Origin of the sequence: Paenibacillus sp. V4I5, from assembly GCF_030817255.1 — a bacterium.
Classification (GTDB): domain Bacteria; phylum Bacillota; class Bacilli; order Paenibacillales; family NBRC-103111; genus Paenibacillus_E.
Window position 1 is genome coordinate 7,683,225 of sequence record NZ_JAUSZB010000002.1, and the last position, 20,138, is coordinate 7,703,362.

At 45.3% G+C, this 20,138-nt stretch carries 19 protein-coding genes; 15 read left to right on the plus strand and 4 right to left on the minus strand.

Annotated features, from left to right (window positions below; all coding sequences use genetic code 11):
• Positions 1 to 3 precede the first annotated feature (3 nt).
• The 3 genes from tatA to QFZ78_RS36400 all read left to right on the plus strand — a co-directional run bounded on the left by tatA (position 4) and on the right by QFZ78_RS36400 (position 2,083).
• Positions 4 to 216, plus strand: a complete 213-nt coding sequence (gene tatA / locus QFZ78_RS36390) for a twin-arginine translocase TatA/TatE family subunit (protein WP_047672154.1) — start codon at positions 4 to 6, stop codon at positions 214 to 216.
• A gap of 467 nt (positions 217 to 683) precedes the next feature.
• A complete protein-coding gene (locus QFZ78_RS36395) occupies positions 684 to 1,526 on the plus strand; it encodes an SDR family oxidoreductase (RefSeq protein ID WP_307554729.1) in 843 nt (280 codons plus the stop codon).
• Between the two features lie 47 nt (positions 1,527 to 1,573).
• The gene (locus QFZ78_RS36400) at positions 1,574 to 2,083 is read left to right on the plus strand and encodes a hypothetical protein (RefSeq protein ID WP_307554731.1); all 510 of its coding nucleotides are present in this window, start codon (positions 1,574 to 1,576) and stop codon (positions 2,081 to 2,083) included.
• Positions 2,084 to 2,211: 128 nt separating this feature from the next.
• Here the strand turns inward: QFZ78_RS36400 and QFZ78_RS36405 are convergent, their stop codons facing one another.
• Together QFZ78_RS36405 and QFZ78_RS36410 are read right to left on the minus strand one after the other, a co-directional pair.
• Positions 2,212 to 2,523, minus strand: a complete 312-nt coding sequence (locus tag QFZ78_RS36405; protein WP_307554733.1) for a hypothetical protein — start codon at positions 2,521 to 2,523, stop codon at positions 2,212 to 2,214.
• A 136-nt stretch (positions 2,524 to 2,659) separates the two neighbouring features.
• Positions 2,660 to 3,667, minus strand: a complete 1,008-nt coding sequence (locus tag QFZ78_RS36410; protein ID WP_307554735.1) for a LacI family DNA-binding transcriptional regulator — start codon at positions 3,665 to 3,667, stop codon at positions 2,660 to 2,662.
• Between the two features lie 123 nt (positions 3,668 to 3,790).
• On the opposite strand from QFZ78_RS36410, the gene fucU reads away from it, so the two are divergent.
• From fucU to QFZ78_RS36430, 4 genes are all read left to right on the plus strand, one after another.
• Complete coding sequence (gene fucU / locus QFZ78_RS36415; RefSeq protein ID WP_307554738.1) at positions 3,791 to 4,216, plus strand: L-fucose mutarotase; 426 nt, start codon at positions 3,791 to 3,793, stop codon at positions 4,214 to 4,216.
• Positions 4,217 to 4,303: 87 nt separating this feature from the next.
• Positions 4,304 to 6,094, plus strand: a complete 1,791-nt coding sequence (locus QFZ78_RS36420; protein ID WP_307554739.1) for an L-fucose isomerase — start codon at positions 4,304 to 4,306, stop codon at positions 6,092 to 6,094.
• 47 nt (positions 6,095 to 6,141) lie between these two features.
• Positions 6,142 to 7,620, plus strand: a complete 1,479-nt coding sequence (locus QFZ78_RS36425; RefSeq protein WP_307556088.1) for a rhamnulokinase — start codon at positions 6,142 to 6,144, stop codon at positions 7,618 to 7,620.
• Positions 7,621 to 7,627: 7 nt separating this feature from the next.
• On the plus strand, positions 7,628 to 8,287 hold the full coding sequence (locus QFZ78_RS36430; protein ID WP_307554741.1) for a class II aldolase/adducin family protein: 660 nt from the start codon (positions 7,628 to 7,630) through the stop codon (positions 8,285 to 8,287).
• Between the two features lie 136 nt (positions 8,288 to 8,423).
• On the opposite strand, the gene QFZ78_RS36435 is transcribed toward QFZ78_RS36430, so the two are convergent.
• Positions 8,424 to 9,299, minus strand: a complete 876-nt coding sequence (locus QFZ78_RS36435) for an AraC family transcriptional regulator (protein ID WP_307554743.1) — start codon at positions 9,297 to 9,299, stop codon at positions 8,424 to 8,426.
• Positions 9,300 to 9,426: 127 nt separating this feature from the next.
• Between QFZ78_RS36435 and QFZ78_RS36440 the strand changes: the two genes are divergently transcribed.
• Positions 9,427 to 10,929 carry an L-fucose/L-arabinose isomerase family protein gene (locus QFZ78_RS36440; RefSeq protein ID WP_307554745.1) on the plus strand — a complete coding sequence of 501 codons (1,503 nt, stop codon included), beginning with the start codon at positions 9,427 to 9,429 and terminating at the stop codon, positions 10,927 to 10,929.
• 831 nt (positions 10,930 to 11,760) lie between these two features.
• On the opposite strand, the gene QFZ78_RS36445 is transcribed toward QFZ78_RS36440, so the two are convergent.
• Complete coding sequence (locus QFZ78_RS36445; RefSeq protein ID WP_307554747.1) at positions 11,761 to 11,955, minus strand: hypothetical protein; 195 nt, start codon at positions 11,953 to 11,955, stop codon at positions 11,761 to 11,763.
• Positions 11,956 to 12,370: 415 nt separating this feature from the next.
• Here QFZ78_RS36445 and QFZ78_RS36450 point away from each other — a divergent pair, with 415 nt between their 5' ends.
• From QFZ78_RS36450 to QFZ78_RS36480, 7 genes are all read left to right on the plus strand, one after another.
• Positions 12,371 to 12,664, plus strand: coding sequence for an HPr family phosphocarrier protein (locus QFZ78_RS36450; protein WP_307554749.1), 294 nt, complete (start codon positions 12,371 to 12,373; stop codon positions 12,662 to 12,664).
• Positions 12,665 to 12,832: 168 nt separating this feature from the next.
• Complete coding sequence (locus QFZ78_RS36455) at positions 12,833 to 13,840, plus strand: LLM class flavin-dependent oxidoreductase (protein ID WP_307554751.1); 1,008 nt, start codon at positions 12,833 to 12,835, stop codon at positions 13,838 to 13,840.
• A gap of 194 nt (positions 13,841 to 14,034) precedes the next feature.
• Positions 14,035 to 15,573 carry a spore germination protein gene (locus QFZ78_RS36460; RefSeq protein ID WP_373460128.1) on the plus strand — a complete coding sequence of 513 codons (1,539 nt, stop codon included), beginning with the start codon at positions 14,035 to 14,037 and terminating at the stop codon, positions 15,571 to 15,573.
• Positions 15,570 to 16,670, plus strand: a complete 1,101-nt coding sequence (locus QFZ78_RS36465; RefSeq protein ID WP_307554753.1) for a GerAB/ArcD/ProY family transporter — start codon at positions 15,570 to 15,572, stop codon at positions 16,668 to 16,670. Before QFZ78_RS36460 ends, QFZ78_RS36465 begins: the two co-directional genes overlap by 4 nt.
• Entirely contained in the window at positions 16,667 to 17,788 is a 1,122-nt protein-coding gene (locus QFZ78_RS36470; protein ID WP_307554755.1) for a Ger(x)C family spore germination protein, read from the plus strand. Before QFZ78_RS36465 ends, QFZ78_RS36470 begins: the two co-directional genes overlap by 4 nt.
• 55 nt (positions 17,789 to 17,843) lie before the next feature.
• Positions 17,844 to 18,944: a GerAB/ArcD/ProY family transporter gene (locus tag QFZ78_RS36475; protein ID WP_307554757.1), complete on the plus strand. Its 1,101-nt coding sequence runs from the start codon at positions 17,844 to 17,846 to the stop codon at positions 18,942 to 18,944.
• A complete protein-coding gene (locus QFZ78_RS36480; RefSeq protein WP_307554759.1) occupies positions 18,941 to 20,065 on the plus strand; it encodes a Ger(x)C family spore germination protein in 1,125 nt (374 codons plus the stop codon). Before QFZ78_RS36475 ends, QFZ78_RS36480 begins: the two co-directional genes overlap by 4 nt.
• Positions 20,066 to 20,138: the final 73 nt, after the last annotated feature.

The following is a 20,138-nucleotide window of genomic DNA, read 5'->3' on the forward strand; positions in this document are numbered from 1 at the left end:
CCTATGCTGCAAAATATTGGCTTTCCTGGTCTCATGTTAATCTTAGTTGTTGTCTTAGTCTTGTTTGGTCCATCCAAGCTGCCAGAGCTTGGCCGTGCGGTGGGACGCACCCTGCACGAGTTTAAGAATTCTGCGCGGGAACTCGTTTCCGAGGGCAAAGAAGTGCCCGAACATGTAGAACCATCTGATAAACTGCTCGAGAAGGCAAAAGTATAAACAAAGCTCAGACAGCCTGTATCTGTGATTGTTCTCTTTGGAGGAGAGCATCGGGATACAGGCTTTTTTGTGCTTTGGGTTGGGGTTAAATCGAGCCGAAAGCAGATTTGGGAAATCTATCATGCGCATCCATGTATGGAGTTCCTATTTGTGTATGAAGGATAGCATATCGACGTTCCTCTTCACTAACAAAATAGCAGCATTGAAGCAAAAGTATCACGCCGATGTTCCGGAAGGAAACCAACGATTCATTCCTCCTCCGTGCATAAAGACGAATATAAAAGATCAACCTGAGGTGTGAAGCCTCGGGTTTTTTTACATGTGATTGGATAAAAGCAGCCATAAATGGGAAATCACTAGGAGGTTAGCATCTGCTCAGACCAAATTATCCTCTTTTACATATCGACATTATGTCTTTTGTATGGGATTATGAAGGAATGTGAGTTGGATAATAGGGGGCAGCCTGGATGAGTTTCACAAAGCCGACAGCATTAGTGACAGGCGCATCTAGCGGATTTGGCTTATTAACGTCAATAGCTCTGGCTCAAAAGGGGTATCACGTTATCGCAACTATGCGCGACCTAGGTAGAGGTGAAGCCTTGCTCGCGCATGTCGAACAAGCTGGCGTAACAAATGCCATCGAAACCATGGCTCTGGACGTAACGATTCATGACTCGATTGAACAAGTTGTTTCTGATATTATGGACAAGTATGGCAGAATCGATGTTCTTATTAACAATGCCGGCTTTGCTGTCGGAGGGTATGTGGAAGATGTACCGATGGAAGCGTGGAGATCACAGCTGGAAACGAATGTATTCGGTGTCATTGCGGCAACGAGGGCTGTCCTGCCGCACATGCGCGCACAGCAATCTGGTTGTATTGTTAATGTAAGCAGTGTGAGCGGGTTATCCGCATTTCCTGGCTATGCCCCATATAGCACTTCGAAGTTTGCCATTGAGGGCTTCAGTGAATCGCTTCGTTTGGAGATGATGCCCCTAGGTGTGCGCGTCGTGCTTGTAGAGCCAGGTGCCTATAAGACGGAGATTTGGCGTAAAGGCTTCGAGGCGATTCATACCGCGGAATCGTCTCCTAATTGGAAAAGGCTTAGCAAAATGCTTGACTACTCAAGGAAAGCCTCAGCGACAGCACCTGAACCGCAAGAAGTAGCAGACCAAATTGTACGAATTGTAGACAACCCGCGGCCAAAGCTTCGTTATCCAATGGGACGCGGTGTGAAGGCGGGGCTGTGGGCGAGAAGTCTTTTGCCATGGAGATGGTATGAAGGCATTTTGAATCGATTATTGAAATGAAGAGGGATGTACCTGAGTAAGTACGAATAATCCAAGGAGTGAATGGAATGTCACGTAAGTGGGAAAGAATGGTAAGCAAAAATACGAAAACAGTAAATAAGAATCGCTCCAAACAGGGGATTGCTCCGATTTCTTCGGATACGGATCGATCTGAAGTGTTCAAGGGTAGAAGCATTATGTTATCTTTATTTTTTGTTCTAATTTCCATCTTATTATTGGTTACTTTGACCAAAACAGACGGGGACAAGATGTACTGGTATACGACACTTAGCTACATGGCGGTTGGACTGTTCGTTTATTTTATTCGCCGTCCGTATTTAAAGGTTAGCAAGACGAGCATCTCGAAGAGAGGTTTTGCCAGAGAGCTCATACTTAATGCCGATAAAATTAAAGAAATCGTATACTCCCCCGGTCAGGTGGTCATTGACCTGAATGGGAAGTCACCACGTTGGGTGTACAACAAATCTCTGAATCGATTCGACATAGCTGCCATGGCTGCTAGATTGAAAAAATTTGCTGAGCAGAACCAGATTCCGTTTGTGGATAAAACGGTTTAAGTGCGGTTAGCAAGATACGAAGCTAATAAATGAAGAAAAAGCCCAATTCGATATTGGGCTTTTTTTGCTGCTTGGGCGCGATGAGCCAAGTTGTTGATGTTAGAGCAGCGACGATTCGCAATTAACTTTTAATCGTATTTATCATCGTCGATTCTAACCACATTATCCATGATAAGCTCAACTTCCGTCTCGAAGTTCAAATGAAGCGGTGCTGGAAGTACATCGAGAATTTCCTGCATCATATCCATATCTAATAACTCATCAATGGTTCGAGGTCGCGGTTCTAACTCATGGACCCATTCACGGACCGTATCAATAAATAAATAAAAAGATGATTGGAACTGATCAGCGACAGCTTCCTGCTCATCACCATGTGATGCCGACATGGCATTCCAGTTTTTTAGCGTGGTTTGTAAGGCTTGCTTTACGTTTGGGTTCATTATAATCTCCTAAAGGTTCATAGGGTGCAACATAATCCCTTCATTTTAGCTCAAAAGCTACTGTATGTTGTGCGACGTACAACAAAGTCGAGGCCTGATCATCCATAGGCTCCCCTTTTAACCGCAATGTCAACCATCACTTCAACGCTTGCGTTGAAGCACGGATAATCATCTCCGAAGGCAGAATGATCTTCCGATTCTCATGAACGGCTTCACCTTCAATGCGTTCGATCAATAACTGCATACCTAATAAGCCGAATTGATAGGCGGGCTGTGAAGCCAGGGTTAGAAACGGGTTAATCGCACCTGCTGGGCCGAAATCGTCAAAACAGACGACTGATAGATCATCTGGCACCTGCAAGCCGCGCTGTCTCAATGATTGAATGACGCCGACGGCGAGCATGTTGTTAGCAGCGAAGATGGCTGTAGGCGGATCTGCAAGATTGAGTAGCGCGTCTAACGCGGATTCATCATGGAAATCACGATAGTTTAGATGTGCGACGAGCGAGTCATTTATAGATAATCCGCGAAGCAAATGTGCCTCGCAATACCCCGTATAACGCAAGCGGGCTGTAGAGACATCCTGTGAACCGTTAATCAAAGCGATTCGGCGATGCCCCAGACCAATTAAATGATCAACAAGTTTCCTCGCGCCTTCCTTGCTGTCCCCGAGTACCACATCCGCCTCAATTCCGGGAATTTCACGGTCTAAAACAACGAAGGGGATATTATGCTTTTGGAGCCGACCTAGATTCTCGACAGAATGATCGCCCGTCGGGGCGAATAGGACGCCATCCACACGGGTTGATAAAATCATATCAACGTAGTCTTTCTCTTTCGCATAATCCTCGTCACTATTTGCAAAAAGCAGCCGATACCCAGCCCGTTTAGCTGCATCCTCTGCACCGCGTGCAAGCGTAGTATAGAACGGATTCGTAATATCCGTAATGAGCAGGGAAAGAATTTTCGTCTTCTGAAGTACCAGACTGCGTGCCATCGAGTTCGGAATATAGTGGAGATCCTCCATTACTTTCCTAACCCGTTTGCGCGTTGCTTCGCTGATACGACCTGTATTATTGATAACCCGTGAAACGGTCATTGCCGAAACACCGGCTTTTTCAGCGATATCATATATTGTAATCACGTCGAGTCACCTTTTCATCTCATCCTATTCGTCTATTGTATAGAAATTAAGGATTGACAGCAAGGCTTAAAATTGATAATTTTGAGTTATCGATAACACTCATTCTTTGAGGAGGTCTTGAATATGCTTAAAGGTATTCCTTCCATCCTGTCGCCTGAGCTTTTGAAGGTGCTGATGGAAATGGGGCATGGGGATGAAATTATTCTAGCAGATGGCAATTTCCCTGCTGCGAGTCATACGAATCGTTTGCTGCGCAGCGATGGCCATGGTGTACCGGAATTGTTGGAAGCGGTTTTATCGTTATTCCCACTGGATTCTTACAGTGAAAAACCGGTAGCGCTAATGGCCATAGTACCAGGAGATAAGGTGGAAACACCAATTTGGGCAGCATATGAAGAAATCATTCATAATTATACAACGCCACAAATTGAGTATGTGGAACGATTCGCTTTTTATGAGCGAGCGAAGAAAGCCTATGCGATCGTGGCCACGAGTGAGAAAGCTTTATACGCCAATATTATTTTGAAAAAAGGTGTCATTAGCGAGTAGTTTGGATTATCGATAACTCTATAGTCGTACCCGTTTAAAGGCGCAATTTATATCAATCCCATACACAACGAGGAGGATGAAGTGAAAATGGCAAACAGTGATTACAGATGGAACCAGGATTTCCCGAAGATTGGGATACGACCAACGATTGACGGCAGAAGAAAAGGGGTTCGTGAATCACTTGAAGATCAAACGATGAATATGGCCAAAGCTGTCGCTGCCTTACTAAGTGAAACTCTGAAATATCCAAACGGTGAACCTGTAGAGTGCGTTATCGCTGACACCTGTATCGGAGGCGTAGCCGAGGCTGCTGCAGCAGCAGATAAATTCACGAAATCCGGTGTAGGCGTATCCATCACCGTTACTCCTTGTTGGTGTTATGGAACGGAAACGATGGATATGGACCCATCCACACCGAAAGCCATTTGGGGCTTTAACGGTACGGAGCGTCCGGGTGCGGTATACTTGGCCGCCGTTTTATCGGGTCATGCACAGAAAGGCATTCCGGCCTTCGGTATTTACGGCAAAGATGTACAAGATGCTGGTACAACAGACATTCCGCAAGACGTTCATGAGAAGCTGATTCGTTTTGCTAAGGCCGGACTTGCTGCCGCTTACATGAAAGGGAAATCATACCTCTCAATCGGCTCTGTATCCATGGGGATTGCTGGATCAATCGTCAATGAGGAGCTGTTCCAGAATTACCTGGGCATGCGCAATGAATATGTCGATATGTCCGAATTAGTGCGCCGTATTGATGAAGAGATTTTCGATCCTGAAGAGTACCAATTGGCGCTGAACTGGGTAAAAGAGAACTGTACAGAAGGACCAGATAAGAATCCTCCTGAGATTCAAACGAGCCGTGCAAAGAAAGACCAAGATTGGGAAACCGTTGTGAAAATGTCCTTGATTGTCAGGGACTTAATGGTCGGTAACCCGCGTTTGGCTGACATCGAGTTCGGGGAAGAAGCGCTTGGCCACAATGCGATTCTCTCTGGTTTCCAAGGACAGCGTCATTGGACGGATCACTTCCCGAACGGAGATTTCATGGAAGCTATTCTGAATACTTCCTTTGACTGGAATGGCAAACGCGCCCCTTATCTGGTTGCAACAGAGAACGATAGTCTGAATGGTGTTGCCATGTTATTCGGTAATCTGTTGACGAATACAGCGCAAATTTTCGCCGATGTAAGAACGTACTGGAGCCCAGATGCTGTGAAACGCGTAACAGGCCACACGCTTAGCGGTGCTGCCAAAGACGGAATTCTTCACTTGATTAACTCCGGACCAGCAGCGCTGGATGGTACAGGCGAACAGAGCCGCAACGGCAAACCTGTTATGAAGCCTTACTGGGAAATCACGGACGAAGAAGTAACTAAGTGTCTGGAGGCAACTTCTTGGCGTCCAGCATCTGTTGAATATTTCCGCGGAGGCGGCTATTCCACGGATTTCCTTACGAAAGGCGGTATGCCGGTCACGATGTCTCGCATCAACCTAGTAAGGGGCTTAGGTCCCGTGCTTCAGTTAGCAGAAGGCTACTCTGTTGATCTGCCTGAGAATGTGCATCAACAGCTGGATGATCGCACAGATTCAACGTGGCCGACGACTTGGTTTGCTCCTATTTTGACAGGTGAAGGCTCATTTACAGATGTTTATTCGGTTATGGATAACTGGGGCTCCAATCATGGATCGATCAGCTATGGTCATATCGGTGCTGACTTGATCACACTTGCTGCTATTCTAAGAATTCCTGTATCTATGCACAACGTAGCGAAGGATCACATTTTCCGTCCGCGCGTTTGGAGTAATTTCGGAACATCGGATCCAGAAGGCGCTGATTTCAGGGCTTGCAGCAGCTTCGGACCCTTATATAAATAGTAATTGCACGAATTGAGGTGACTCTGTTGGGGACTAACCATTTGAATATGTTAGCCGTAGATTTCGGAGCTAGCAGCGGCAGAACCATTTTGGGGCGTTGGAGTGGTTCTACACTTTCCGTAGAAGATATTCATCGCTTCTCGAATGATCCTGTTGAGCTTGGCGGCAGTTTGTACTGGGACTTTTTGCGACTTTTTCATGAGTTGAAAGCAGGAATTCATGCCTACAAGCAGCATGCCTCGGGGAGTCCAGCTTCCATTGCGGTTGATACGTGGGGAGTGGACTACGGCTTTGTTGACGGAAAAGGCAAGCTGCTCGGCAATCCGTATCATTATAGGGAAGCGCGGAATGCTGAGGCGATGAGCAAATTGCTGCAGCAAACGACGGAGCGTGAATTATACAGCCACTCAGGTATTCAGCCGCTCTCGTTTAATACGATTTTTCAGCTCTATGCTGAGAGCAGAGAACAAGGTTTATCCCTTCCTGATGATGTTCGTCTCTTGCTCATGCCAGACTTATTCCGTTTCTATTTGTCTGGTATTCGTTCCACGGAGTACACGATTGCCAGTACAACAGGGCTTCTGGATCCAGTGGCGAGAGACTGGGACCGTTTACTTTTGCAGAAGGTTGGAATCCCGTCCGATCTCTTTACAGACATCGTGATGCCCGGAACGAAAGAAGGAACTCTGCGCAAAGAAATTGCCGAGGAACTGCAGGTTGGCGCGATGCCAATTGTGGCTGCGGCTTCACATGATACTGCTTCTGCGGTCGTTTCGATTCCTTCGCTCGAAGGTGACTATGCGTTCATCTCCTGCGGAACCTGGTCCTTAATGGGCGTAGAAATCGATCAACCCATCATGACGGAAGACAGTCTTCGTTGGGGATTCACAAACGAGGGCGGCGCTGAAAATAAGATTCGCATGCTGAAGAATATCATGGGACTATGGCTACTTCAAGACTGCAAAAGACAATGGGAGCTCGAAGGGGATTCCATAAGCTTTGCTCATATGCAAGAGATGGCGAAGCAGGAAACAGGGCTGCAAAGCTACGTGGATCCGCAGGATCCTGTGTTTCTTGCTCCAGGAAATATGCCGGAACGAATTCGTCTTTATTGTGCGGAAACAGGCCAAACCGTACCACAAACCAAAGCTGAGCTTATCCGCTGCGTAGTGGATAGTCTGGCTATGAAGTTCAAGCAAACGTTAGATGAGATTGAACAGCTTCTTGCCAGAAAGCTTTCAACCATTCATATGGTAGGCGGAGGAATTCAAAATCGGCTGCTCTGCCAGTTGACGGCGAACGCCACAGGGAAACCGGTCATTGCCGGTCCTGTGGAAGCGACGGCGATCGGCAATATTATGATGCAAGTCAAAGCGCACGGCGAGGTCCAATCGTTGGATCAGATACGCCAAGTCGTTATGGACTCCTTCCCGCCTGATCGTTATGAAGCTCAGGATGAAGCTCAGTGGCAGGAGGCTTACCAAACCTATTTGCAGGTGATTGCTAAGAAATCAGTAAGGAGTTGAAGGGTAGATGTCCGAGCAGCAAACAAGAGAAGAACTGACGAAGTATGCCCGTAAAAGTGTAGCCAAAGGACTTGTCGTAGGTCCTGGCGGGAATATAAGCGCAAGATTTGAAGATACGATGTACCTTTCTCCCAGCGGTTTCGCACTAGAAGATATTGAGCCTGAGCAATGGGTGCCGGTCGATATCCCAAAGGGGAACATTCTGGATTCGACCTACCGACCTTCTTCCGAGGTGCTCATGCATTTATTTTGCTATCGCGTGAATCCCATCATGAAGGCGATTGTGCATACGCACCCGGCTTACTGTATCGCATTAACACTCGTCGATGACGAGCTTCCAATGCTGTTTCCGGACCAAGCGGCGCTTGTCGGTGACGTAGTCTTCGTTCCCTATGTCGTTCCGACAACGGATAAACTAGCCAACCTAGTGGCGGAGAAGGCTGACCGTTATAGCTCGATTTTGCTAAACAATCATGGACTCGTCACAACAGGTAAAAATTTACGTGAAGCCTACTACCGTACCGAAGTTATGGAAGAGAGCGCGAAGATTTACCTCATCGCCAAGTCCGTTGGTCAACCGAGAAGGCTGACTGAGGAAGAGTACAAAGAAATTCAAGGCTTAGAAAGTGAAGCTTACCGCGTGAATTTATTGCAGCAAATGAAATAATTGACTTGTCAGGTAGGACCGCTCTCATCGCAATCGATGGGGGCGGTTTTTTTGTTGTGTCGGGGATGACTCAAGGTGCTCGAGCTTGGGCCGATCTCCTGACAGTACTTGATGAGAACGAATTGAAATAGCCCCATCATCTGGGGCGCTGCCATTTCTTCCTATAAGCTAAAGGGGTATCTCCAGCGCGGTCTTTGAACAAATTGATGAAATGACTGACATTGTCAATACCGACACTGGCGGCTATTTCGGATACGGGCATATCAGAGTATTTCAAACGTTCCTTGGCGTGTGTCATACGGATTGATATGAGAAATTCATGAGGCGAATAGCCTGTATAACGTTTGAACTGCTTGGCCAAATGGTACTTGCTAACGGCATGATCATGGGCAAGCTGATCCAACGAAATCGACTCATTGAATCTACGATCCAGTGTTTGACAAATGTCTTCGATATAGCTGGGTTTATCTGTTTCGGACAAAACCAGATTTTGTGATGACAACAGGAGCTCGGTCAGGAGTTCTACGAGAAGCTTGGACGAAATGAGTTCCGTACGAGCTGTTCTTTGCTGCTGGATATGTAAGATTTGACGCAGTAGAGCGGGGATGAAGGATTCAGGGTTCAGTTGAAGGACAGGCTCATTATTGGCAGCAAACTGCTCATAGTAACCAGATGTTGAGCTGCCATTGAGATGCACCCATAGAATCTCCCAAGGCTCGAGTGGATCTGTTTCATAGTAATGATAATCTTCACAACGAATGAAGAATACCTGCTGAGGCTGAAGGATATAGCTCTTTCCTTGATATTTCAAGCGGCCTTTGCCTTTGATCGTATAGACGATAAGGTAGGAGTCCAGCTGTTCGCGTTCTGTAAAATAACCAGGTAACGTACGGAAATGGCCAATTTCTTGCACATGATAGAGGGTGGATTTGGCGAATACGGAGGGGCTGGATATGAATCGTATCGAGTCTTCAGACCAAGCAGTAGTAAAATTTTCTTTAGGGGTTGTCATGGTGAATCACCTGCACAAGATTCTATTATTTTTAAACAAGATTATTGGATGTTATCTGTATTGTAAGCCATTACAATAAGTTTATAAAGGTATTATTTTTATCTTATAAACGAATGGAGTGGTAGGGATGTCTGTATACCCAGTTATTAAAGATAGCCAAAAACCGCGAATCGGACTTTACTCGGTGGGGCTCCGTGCCTATTGGGAACAGTTCCCTGGCCTAAAAGAACGACTTGAGTCATACGGTCGATTTATTGAGGAGCGAATCTCGGAATGGGCAGACGTCTATTATTATGGGTTGGTAGATACGGAAAATGAAGGGCGGAAGGCAGGAGAATGGCTGAATGAACGCCATGTCGATCTTGTATTCTGTCACGCAGCGACATATTCGACTAGCTCGACAGTGCTTCCCGTTCACCAAATTTGCAAAGCGCCGGCCGTGTTTCTGAACTTGCAGCCGACCTTACGGCTTAATTATGAGCAATCCACGACAGGGGAGTGGTTGGCGCATTGCGGGGCTTGTCCTGTGCCTGAGTTCGCCAATGTGTTTAACAGAGCGGGTATCCCGTTCCGTGTCGTAAATGGGGTACTAGGACTCGATTATACACCGGCGATTTCGTTAACGAATGAAGTGACACATAAGCGCCCAGAAGCTGTTCGAGCATGGAGGGAGATCGAGGAATGGGTGAAGGCAGCCGGCGTGCCTCGGACGCTTCAGCATAGCCGGTTCGGCTTTCTTGGTAATACGTACAGCGGCATGCTGGATATGTACAGCGATTTTACGATGATTTCGGCGCAGACAGGGCTGCACGTGGAAGTGCTTGAAATGTGTGATTTGGATCGCATGCTGCGGGAAGTGACACCGCAGGAGGTGAAAGCGAAGCTGGCTGAGGTTCACGAGATGTTCCAGATCAGCGGCGACTCGCCATCTGATCCGATCGCGAAGAGGCCTACGGATGAGCAGCTGGAGTGGTCTTGCAAAGTAGCGGCAGCACAGGAGAAACTCGTCAGAGCTTACGATCTGGACGCCTTGTCCTACTACTACCACGGCGCGCCGGGAGGCGACTACGAGAAGCTGCAAGGCGGCTTCATCGTCGGCCACTCGCTGCTTACCGCACGCGGTATTCCCTGCTCCGGCGAAGGGGACCTCAAGACGGCCGTCGCGATGAAAATCAGCGACATCCTCGGCGTCGGCGGCAGCTTCTCGGAGATCGTCGTCGTGGACTATATCGACGAGACGATCTTGCTGGGCCATGACGGGCCGTTCCATATCGCGATTTCCGAAGGAAAGCCGATTCTGCGCGGCATGGGGCTTTATCACGGGAAGCAAGGCACGGGCGTATCCGTCGAGGCGAAGGTGAAGACGGGGGCGATCACGACGCTGAACGTGACGCAGACCGGCGATGGACGGCTGAAGCTGATCTCCAGCGAAGGCGAGTCCACGAACGGGCCGATCATGAAGATCGGCAACACGCAGACGCCGGTGAAGTTCCGCGATCATCCAGACGCGTACATGACGCGCTGGTTCGCCGAAGCGCCGACGCACCACTGCGCGATGTCCATTGGTTATAATGCTTCCATGTTCCAGAAAGTCGCAGAGCTGATGAAGATGAAGCATGTGATTTTATAATTCTGTTATAGTTTGTTAGAGCTGCTGAAACTGTTAAAACTGTAAAACTGTAAAACTGTAGAACTGTAGAACTGTAAAACTGTTAAAGCTAATAAACTGTTATAAATGTTAAAGCTTGTATAGCCCTCTATTGGCGGGTTTTTAAGTTAAGACTTAGGTTTTTTATACATGCCCTTCGTCTCTTCATTCATGATAAAAACGTATTGTTGTAAAACGTACAACAATTTCGTTTCTTCTCAATAAGCTTCAAAGTTGTATGTAGTACTATGTAGTACAACAATTTTGACTGATTTTATACTCTAAAGCTGCTTTGGAGAGGAAATGTTGTATTTTCTACAACAATGGCGGGGAAAACGCGAATTCGTCAGTGAAATGTTGTACAAATTACAACAACTAGGTCCATAGATGAAGAAAGCAGTGCCCTTATCCTACGTCGGGGGGAACGACAATCCGCGATTGTAGAGAATTGGCTCGTAATCTGAATGAATGGAACGACAATCCGTGTAGAGAAATGGCCAGTTATTTGATGAACGGAACGACAATCCGCGATTATAGAGAATTTGCCCGTAATCTGAATGAACGGAACGTCATTCCGCTATTTGTGGGAAAAGTACCCAATAAATTGAATGAACGGAACGTGAGTGCTCTATTGGGTGAAATCTATGCTCTCTTGGGGTGAAAATGACGGAATAAGGGATCGTCGTTCCTCCTGCTTGTGAAATCAAGCGGTTTTTCATTAAATAACGCATCTACGTTCCTCTATGGGTCCACTCCATGCTAAATCGGAGAGATTTGGTTAATGAACATTTCGTTAATTCAACATGTATATGATTAGTTTTGCGGCATACCGGATTCCGCATCCTCGCTCGAATTGTTATCCGTGAATTCCACATAATAATCGACCGTATCTAGCACTTGGCTTAGCTGCCAACGGCTAAAAATAATATGATCTGATGAAATCGCATTATAGATGCTTTCTTGTTTGCTAATTTTAAAACCTCGGTAATTCTCATAAATGGTTCTCATTCTGATCTCTCCCTCACTTGGATGTATATCTTAAACTATCATCAAACGAGCAATTTTGGTAGAGGTGTAAATTGATAGAAATTGTCTATTCCTGACTAGCATGTAAATATGGTTAATTGCTTCTTTTCTGTTGTCTATACGGTGTGAATTGTTCTCTACGCGGGTGTTCGTTTAGCCGGAAATACCATTTGCATGTATGTGAGTTATTTCAATTTTAAACGTTGACAGAATCTGGATTAATTCACTATAATCTAAATACGATTAATTTTATCGGAATAATATGAATCAACCAGACAGCTGGAGATGCTTCATCCTAAAGGGATGAATGCGTCTCCTTTTTTCATTCATAAGCCCAAATGCTAATTAATGCTTACGATGAAACTATATCTTATAATACTATCTAGGAGGAATAAGAATGAAAATTGAATGGACTTTTGCGAGGAATAAACCTTGGACGATTGATCTTGTGTTGGATTTTGTGACCATAGCTAATCGGTATTCGTGCAATATTTATGTGGGCGTAAGTGGAAAAATGCTGAATGCAAAGGGTTTACTGGGCATTGTTTCCCTTAGCCTATCACTCGGTAATCAGTCAGTTATTGTCTTGCAATTAGATGGCGTTGATGCTCAAGAAGCATTTGAAAATGTGTCTGTGTACTTACAAAGTACGGATCACAGTATACAAAAGGCCTATTCACATAGTTCGTAGTCGCTTGCAAGCTAGAGCGGGAGTTTATTGTCATGAATATTGAAAATATTGAATCATTCGTCTAAAGATGCCCAATAAGTAGATGCGTAAAGACAGTCGGGAGCCATTCTGGCTGTTTTTTGCTATTCTGTGCTTAAATATGTTACAGTTAAAAGGAGGTGATCGAGCATGTTAAAATTGGGGATTTTGGACCAATCACAAATAGGAGAAGGTCGTAATGCCGCCCAAACGCTGGTTGAAACGACCGTGCTGGCGCAAGAGGCAGATAAACTTGGATATACGCGCTACTGGGTGTCGGAGCATCATGCTTCCGAGGCGCTTGCTCACTCAAGCCCAGAAGTACTTATTGCTCATTTAGCTGCAAAAACGAATCGGATCCGCTTAGGGTCAGGCGGTATTATGATGCCGCATTACAGTGCATACAAAGTTGCAGAAAATTTCCGGTTATTGGAGGCGCTGCATCCGGGAAGGATTGACGTTGGTCTTGGACGTGCGCCTGGCGGCATGCCAATCTCGACGCGAGCGCTGCAAGAGGGGAAATACACGAGCGTAGATCAATACCCGCAGCAAGTTGCTGACTTGACTGGGTATTTATATGATTCGCTGCCTGCAAACCATCGTTTTGCTGCGCTGCACGCGTCTCCAATTATTCCGACAGCCCCGGAAATTTGGCTGCTTGGTTCTTCCTATGACAGTGCCAGCATTGCTGCTGAAAAAGGGGCCGCTTTTGGTTTTGCGCAATTTTTTGGCAATGCGGATTGTGAGCAAGCGCTGCAGATTTATCGCGAGCAGTTCAAACCATCTATTTTGAATGATAAGCCGCATTCACTTGCAGCAGTTCTAGTCGTTTGTGCCGATACGGAAGAAGAGGCGAACGTACTTGCGACGAGTACGGATTTGTTCTTCCTGTCCCTTGGCCGCGGCGCGCTGCTGCCCTCATTCCCTTCCGTTGAAACGGCAATGAATTATCCATACACGGAAGCTGATTTGGCACTTATTCGGGGGCGCCAACACAAACGTATTGTCGGCACACCTCAACAAGTAAAAGCGGAAATTCTCAAGCTGAACGAGGCGTATAAAGCTGACGAGTTTATGGTCGTTTCTCCGATTCATGATGTGGATGCGCGTATTCATTCTTATCGTTTATTAGCCAAGGCGTTTGAGCTGCAAGGGTAAATGTTAGCGTAAAGTGTGGCCGTATGTAAATAGGCTCAATCTTATAAATCAGAAGCAGCACACCGATTAACGGTGGCTGCTTTTTTCTATTGCTAGTGTATCTTTAAGCCGTATTCATTGGCGTACAGCCTTTGTCATGAATACATAATTTTGGATATTTAAAGAAAGAATAGAGGTGAGGGTGGTGAAGTTCGTTGCTATTTTCAAACTGGTTCGGAAGGAAGAAGTATCGTTCGGTTCCAGAGCAAATTAATCAGCCGCCTAGCGACACGATAAGTGCGTCGTTGGCGCAAAATATAACCTATTTACATAGTCAGTTCTGTCAAACTCCCGATCTGGTTGTGCGGCATTTTATGATCAAACAGTCAGGGGATCAAGCGGCGCTAGTCTACTTGAGTGGACTCATAGATAAAAACGCAATCAATAATAACGTGCTTCGGCCTCTGCAATTTGAAACGGGAAGCGGCAATTCGGAATATGGCTTTACGATAAATGTAGGTCAAATCAATCCGTTGTTGTCTTGGCCTCAAATTGAGTCTGCCATTTTGCATGGCAGCAGTATTCTCTTTGTTGGCGGACGAACAGAAGTCTACGCCTTAGGAACGCAAGGGTGGCCGCAGCGGGCAATTGAAGATCCACAGATTGAGGCTTCTTTGAAAGGAGCACATCAAGGCTTTGTTGAAACAGGAAGCCAAAATATTGCTTTAATCCGTCGCTATATTCAAAACCGTGAATTGAAAATAATAGAGCTGACGGTTGGACGGAGAGGGAACAGTTTAGTTTCTATCCTATATTTGGCTGATGTCGCGCATCCTGAGGTACTGAAAGAATTGCAAGACCGGATTCAGCAGCTAGATGTTGATGTCATCATCAACACAGGTGAGTTGGCAGAGTTGATAGAGGACAATCCGTTTTCCCCATTCCCGCAATTTATTACGACGGAAAGACCGGATGCTGCGGCATCACAAATATTACAAGGAAGATTCGCTGTAGTCGTAGATCGTTCACCGAGCGTATTGATCGCTCCGGTGGCATTTATGTCATTTTTTCAGAATATCGACGACTATAGCACACGATGGTCGATTGCTACTTTTATACGGCTGCTGAGGATTTTGGCATTTTTTGTTGCCGTATTTTTGCCGGCATTCTATATTGCTGTCATCTCCTTTAATTTCGAGATCATCCCAGTTAAATTACTTCTGACGATTGGTGAGTTCAGAGGAAGAGTACCATTTCCGCCATTTGTAGAAGCGATCCTCATGGAGGTCACATTAGAAATGATGCGGGAAGCAGGTGTGCGCCTGCCTGCTCCAGTTGGGCAAACCGTTGGTATTGTTGGGGGGATTGTCATCGGGCAGGCGATCGTACAGGCAGGACTCATCAGTAATATCATGGTGATTGTCGTTGCTTTTACGGCCATTGCATCGTTCATCCTGCCCAACTATGATATGGTCGCAGCCGTCCGGCTTATCCGCTTCGGCATGATGATTGCTGCCTCCATGTTTGGCATTGTTGGCATCATTATTGGTTTGATGACGATGATCGGACACCTGATTGCGCTCGAATCGCTTGGAACACCGTACAGTACTCCTTTCGCGCCAGTTCGGTTTGCCGATTGGAAAGATACGTTCGTCCGTTTACCGCTGTGGAAAATGGGCAAGCGTCCTCTAGGCACAAGAGCGACCCAATCGCAGAGGCAAGGATCAAATCGTCCAAAAGGTGATGGGAAATGAAGAAATATGCTTACAATGAGATCACCTCTATGCAATACATTTTTCTGAATAGCGGCATTCAAGTGAGTGTGTTCTTTTTGGCAATGCCGGGAAAATTAGCCGAGAAGGCAGGCACGGATGGCTGGATCGCACTTATCATCGGCTGGGCTATTACGGTTGCAGCAAGCTTGATTGTTATTCAGGTGATGAAAAAGCACCCCGAAGGAACATTGTTTGATCTAATAGCACGATATTTGGGCAAATGGGCAGGCAGGGTGGCTGCTATCTTTTTTGCCCTTTATCTCTTTTACTACGCTTATACTGGGCTCGTTGAGGCGGTTTTGCTCACGAAGGCATGGCTTTTGCCGCAAACTTCGGCATCTACCGTCATGCTATTATTGCTCATTCCCACTTATGTGATTGCACGTAATGGACTTCGCGTCTTGGGCAGATATGCGGAACTTGTTTATATGATCTCTTTGTGGATACCATTTGTATATTTATTTCCGCTCAAGGACGCCCATTGGCTCAATATGGTTCCCTTATTAAAGGAAGGATGGAAGCCTGTATTCTCAGCGGTACCTACTACGTTCTTTTCTTATATCGGATTTGCTACCACGTTTATTTTGTATCCGTTTTTGAAGAACAAACAAAAAGCTTCTAGCGCTATCTTGATCTCCGATACACTGACGATGCTTGGATATTTGTTCATTACTGTTATCTGTTTTGTCTATTACAGCCCAGACGAAATTCAGAAGTACAACGAACCTGTGGTTAATATCTTAGAAGCCATCGAATTTAATTTTGTAGAACGGATGGAAGTGCTGTTTATCGCGTTTTTCTTGCTTATTTTTTCATTAGCGTGGATACCTACTATATACATGGGTGTTTTTTGTACAAGCTGGCTGCTCGGAAAGCAGGATCACCGCAATCATTTGCGGATACTGTGGTTGATCACTGCTCTGAGCACGTTTTTCTTCATACCAACTTTTAATCAGAACGATCGCATGAATGATTTTCTTATTCAGATTGGTATTGGAATCGAATATGTTTTTCCCGGTTGCTTACTCGTATATTTATGGGTGCAAGATCGCTTTCAGTGGGGGAAGCGTTTATGAACAAGCGGCTCCTTCATGCTATACTCATCGCCACGGTTATCGTCATCATTGCGAGCTGCAGTGACAGGTTAGATATGGAAGATGCTACACATGCCTTATTAGTAGGTTTTGATCTCGATAAAGAAAACGAGCTCATTCTATACAGCACATCTCCAGTTTTCAGCAAAAATGTCGAGAAAAAAACGCGTGAACTTAGAGTGAAACCACAGACGAATCGTCAATCAAGAGGAAAACAAGACAGTTATACAGAAGGCGTTTTCCAAGGGAGAAGTATTCAAGTCCTACTACTATCTAAGCGAATATTGCAGCAAGAAAATTGGTTCCAATTAACGGATGTTTGGTTTCGCGATCCGAAAAATCCGCTAACTCCAAGGATCATTGCTTTCGATGGACCTCTCTCTGAAATCATATACCTGAACCCGAAAGATCAGCCGATGCTGCCCATATTGCTGCGGGAAATGGTAGAAACGAAGAACGCCCGATCGGAAACGGTTAAGACGACTTTACAGGGGCTGCACCAACAAATACGTGAAAAGGGTGTCACTCCTATCATCTCTGAAGTTCGATTGAAAGATAAGCAGATTGCGATAACAGGGACGACACTGTTGGATCATAAAGGGAAATATGCTGATTCTCTGAACATGCAGGAAACTATTCTACTGCGCATATTGCAAAAAAATACAAAAAAGAGCGTCAACTTAACAATTCCCATTCCCGGCGAAATGAAGATTGGACCGTTCCATACAGATAAAGTAAGTTTAAACGCGGATGAAATAAAGGTGAAAATCAAGACCTCCTTCCTCAAGGACAAATTTCAGTTCCATATGCACATTACCATGCGCGTTGGACTATCGGAGCTTTTGTTCCCTTTCGACGTACGTAGTCAAGGAAAAGAGTTAGAGAATAAGATTACCGAACAAGTGCAAATGAATTTTGAAAACCTCATAAAGAAAATACAAACGGATAAAATTGATCCGATAGGGCTCGGGCTCTATGCGCAAGCGCATGAATATAGCCATTTCAAGAAAGTGGAAGATCATTGGGGTGAAACGCTGGCCAATGCGGACATTCATGTTTCCGTTAAAACAATCATAGGAGCTATGGGAACATTGAAGTAACAGCCTTGTATGCATACGATGCGCTTCTTAATAGAAAGCTCTAGGGGGACAACAAGTGAAAAAATATACCTTGAATGAAATCACCTTCATGCAGTATATCCTTCTCAACTTCGGAATGGTTGTGAGTATCGGATTTTTGTCGCTGCCGCGAGTATTAGCCGAACAGGCAGGCACGGCAGGCTGGATTGCGCTCATCATCGTTTGGGTCATCTCCATAGTGGCGAGTCTGATCGTCATACAAGTGATGAAGAGGTACCCAGATGGTACCTTGTTAGATCTATTGTCGATGTACTTGGGCAAATGGGCAGGCAAAGCGGGAGCCGTCCTATTTGCCCTCTATCTCTTTTACTACGGATACACAGGTCTCGTATATACCATATTGATTTCAAAGCAATACCTTTTGCAGCAAACCCCTGATTATATCATTATGCTTCTGCTGCTCATTCCCACTTATGTTATTGTGCGGAACGGACCACGCATATTGGGCAGATATGTGGAAGTGATAATACTCCTATCTCTATGGATCCCCTTCGTTTATTTGATTCCGCTTAAGGATGCTCATTGGCTCCGTCTGCTTCCTGTTCTTAAAGAAGGATGGAAGCCTGTTTTCGCAGCGTTACCATACACTTTATATTATCATATAGGTTTTTCAACCACGTTTATTTTGTATCCGTTTCTCAAAAACAAGCGGAAGGCCGCAGCAGGAATCGTTATCTCGTATACATTGACGATGCTCATGTATTTGTTCATTACCGTTATCTGTTTCGTCTATTTCAGTCCAGATGAAATTCTGGAGTACAACGAACCGACGATCAATGTATTGAAAGCTATCGAGTTTAAGTTTATATCACGGATCGAAGTGCTATTTATCGCGTTTTATTTACTTATCTTTTCATTGTCATGGATACCCACGATGTACATGAGCGTTTTTTGTACAACTTGGCTAATTGGAAAGCAGGACCACCGCAATCATTTGCGGCTGCTTTGGCTTTTCATCGCTGTGGGCACGTATTTCTTCATGCCTACTTTTTTTCAAAGTGAACGGATGAATACTTTGCTTGGTCAGATCGGTTTTGTTGTTGAGTACTTAGTGCCTGGTTGTTTACTCCTGTATGTATGGATACATGATCGTTTGGGGTGGAGGAAGCACTTATGAACAAGCAGCCGCTGTACGTTTTGTTCATTATCATGATGATTGCAATTGTTCCGGGGTGCAGTGACCGGTTGGATCTGGAAGATACCACAAACAACCTAGCTCTCGGTTTGGATCTTGATAATGAAAACAACATGCTTGTATATATGAATAGCCCTGCATATGGCAGAGATATAAAGAAGAAAACACTAGAAGTCCAAGTGAAATCGCAAACAATTCGTCAATCGAGAGAGAAACAAGATGAATTTGCGCCAGGAGTTATTACAGGCAGAAAAGTTCAGGTCATACTTATTGGGAAACGCATCTTGGAACATGAAGACTGGTTTCGGATACTTGACGTCTTCTTTCGTGATATGAAAAATCCATTAACACCCAGAATTATCGCTGTCGATGGATATATCTCCGACATAATATTCCTACATCCGAAAGATCAGCCGATGTTACCTTTAATGTTGCGGGGGATGATCGATACGAAGAGCGCTAGATCGGAAACGGCAAAAACAACACTGCAGCAGCTGCATTGGCAAATGTATGAGAAGGGGGTTACGCCCTATATTTCCGAAATTCAGTTGGACAAGGCCAAACAGATCAGGCTGGTTGGCGTAACGCTTCTGGATCATAAAGGGAAGTATAAAACCTCTCTGAACATAGAGGAAACCAGTTTACTTCAAATATTGAATAAAAACGCCAAGAAGCCTGTTAGCTTTACACTTCCGATTCCTGGTGAAAAGAAGAGCGGTCCATTCCATACAGACCATTTAAGTATATCGGTTCAAGGAATGAAAACGAAAATAAAAACCTCGTTTAAGCAGAACAAGTTTCGGTTCGATATCAACATTAAAATGCCAGCCGGTCTTACTGAACGTTTATTCCCCTTTGATGTACGAAAGAATGGAAAAGAGTTAGAGAAAATGATTTCTGAACATATGCAAAAGCAATTCGATAGCCTCATCAAAAACATACAGAAGCATCAAATCGATCCGATCGGGCTTGGTCTCTATGCGCGGGCCCACGAATATAGTCAATACAAGAAAGTGGAGGATCATTGGGGAGAAGCGCTGTCAAAGGCAGACATTCATGTTTCCGTTAAGGTGATCTTAGGAAGTATGGGGCCCGTGAAGTGACTGATTTTGGAGCGTGTAACCACCTTTTTGACATAAAGTTGATCATGATTGGCAGCAAAAATTTGCGTTTTTC

Excerpts from the sequence above, each read along its gene's own strand:
- QFZ78_RS36430 (WP_307554741.1), top strand. The coding sequence starts at position 7,628 with ATGTCCGAGCAGCAAACAAGAGAAGAACTGACGAAGTATGCCCGTAAA.
- QFZ78_RS36440 (WP_307554745.1), top strand. The coding sequence starts at position 9,427 with ATGTCTGTATACCCAGTTATTAAAGATAGCCAAAAACCGCGAATCGGA.
- QFZ78_RS36480 (WP_307554759.1), top strand. The coding sequence starts at position 18,941 with ATGAACAAGCAGCCGCTGTACGTTTTGTTCATTATCATGATGATTGCA.
- QFZ78_RS36445 (WP_307554747.1), bottom strand. The coding sequence starts at position 11,955 with ATGAGAACCATTTATGAGAATTACCGAGGTTTTAAAATTAGCAAACAA.
- QFZ78_RS36395 (WP_307554729.1), top strand. The coding sequence starts at position 684 with ATGAGTTTCACAAAGCCGACAGCATTAGTGACAGGCGCATCTAGCGGA.
- QFZ78_RS36400 (WP_307554731.1), top strand. The coding sequence starts at position 1,574 with ATGTCACGTAAGTGGGAAAGAATGGTAAGCAAAAATACGAAAACAGTA.
- QFZ78_RS36450 (WP_307554749.1), top strand. The coding sequence starts at position 12,371 with ATGAAAATTGAATGGACTTTTGCGAGGAATAAACCTTGGACGATTGAT.
- QFZ78_RS36465 (WP_307554753.1), top strand. The coding sequence starts at position 15,570 with ATGAAGAAATATGCTTACAATGAGATCACCTCTATGCAATACATTTTT.
- fucU (WP_307554738.1), top strand. The coding sequence starts at position 3,791 with ATGCTTAAAGGTATTCCTTCCATCCTGTCGCCTGAGCTTTTGAAGGTG.
- QFZ78_RS36425 (WP_307556088.1), top strand. The coding sequence starts at position 6,142 with ATGTTAGCCGTAGATTTCGGAGCTAGCAGCGGCAGAACCATTTTGGGG.
- QFZ78_RS36420 (WP_307554739.1), top strand. The coding sequence starts at position 4,304 with ATGGCAAACAGTGATTACAGATGGAACCAGGATTTCCCGAAGATTGGG.
- tatA (WP_047672154.1), top strand. The coding sequence starts at position 4 with ATGCTGCAAAATATTGGCTTTCCTGGTCTCATGTTAATCTTAGTTGTT.
- QFZ78_RS36435 (WP_307554743.1), bottom strand. The coding sequence starts at position 9,299 with ATGACAACCCCTAAAGAAAATTTTACTACTGCTTGGTCTGAAGACTCG.
- QFZ78_RS36455 (WP_307554751.1), top strand. The coding sequence starts at position 12,833 with ATGTTAAAATTGGGGATTTTGGACCAATCACAAATAGGAGAAGGTCGT.
- QFZ78_RS36470 (WP_307554755.1), top strand. The coding sequence starts at position 16,667 with ATGAACAAGCGGCTCCTTCATGCTATACTCATCGCCACGGTTATCGTC.
- QFZ78_RS36405 (WP_307554733.1), bottom strand. The coding sequence starts at position 2,523 with ATGAACCCAAACGTAAAGCAAGCCTTACAAACCACGCTAAAAAACTGG.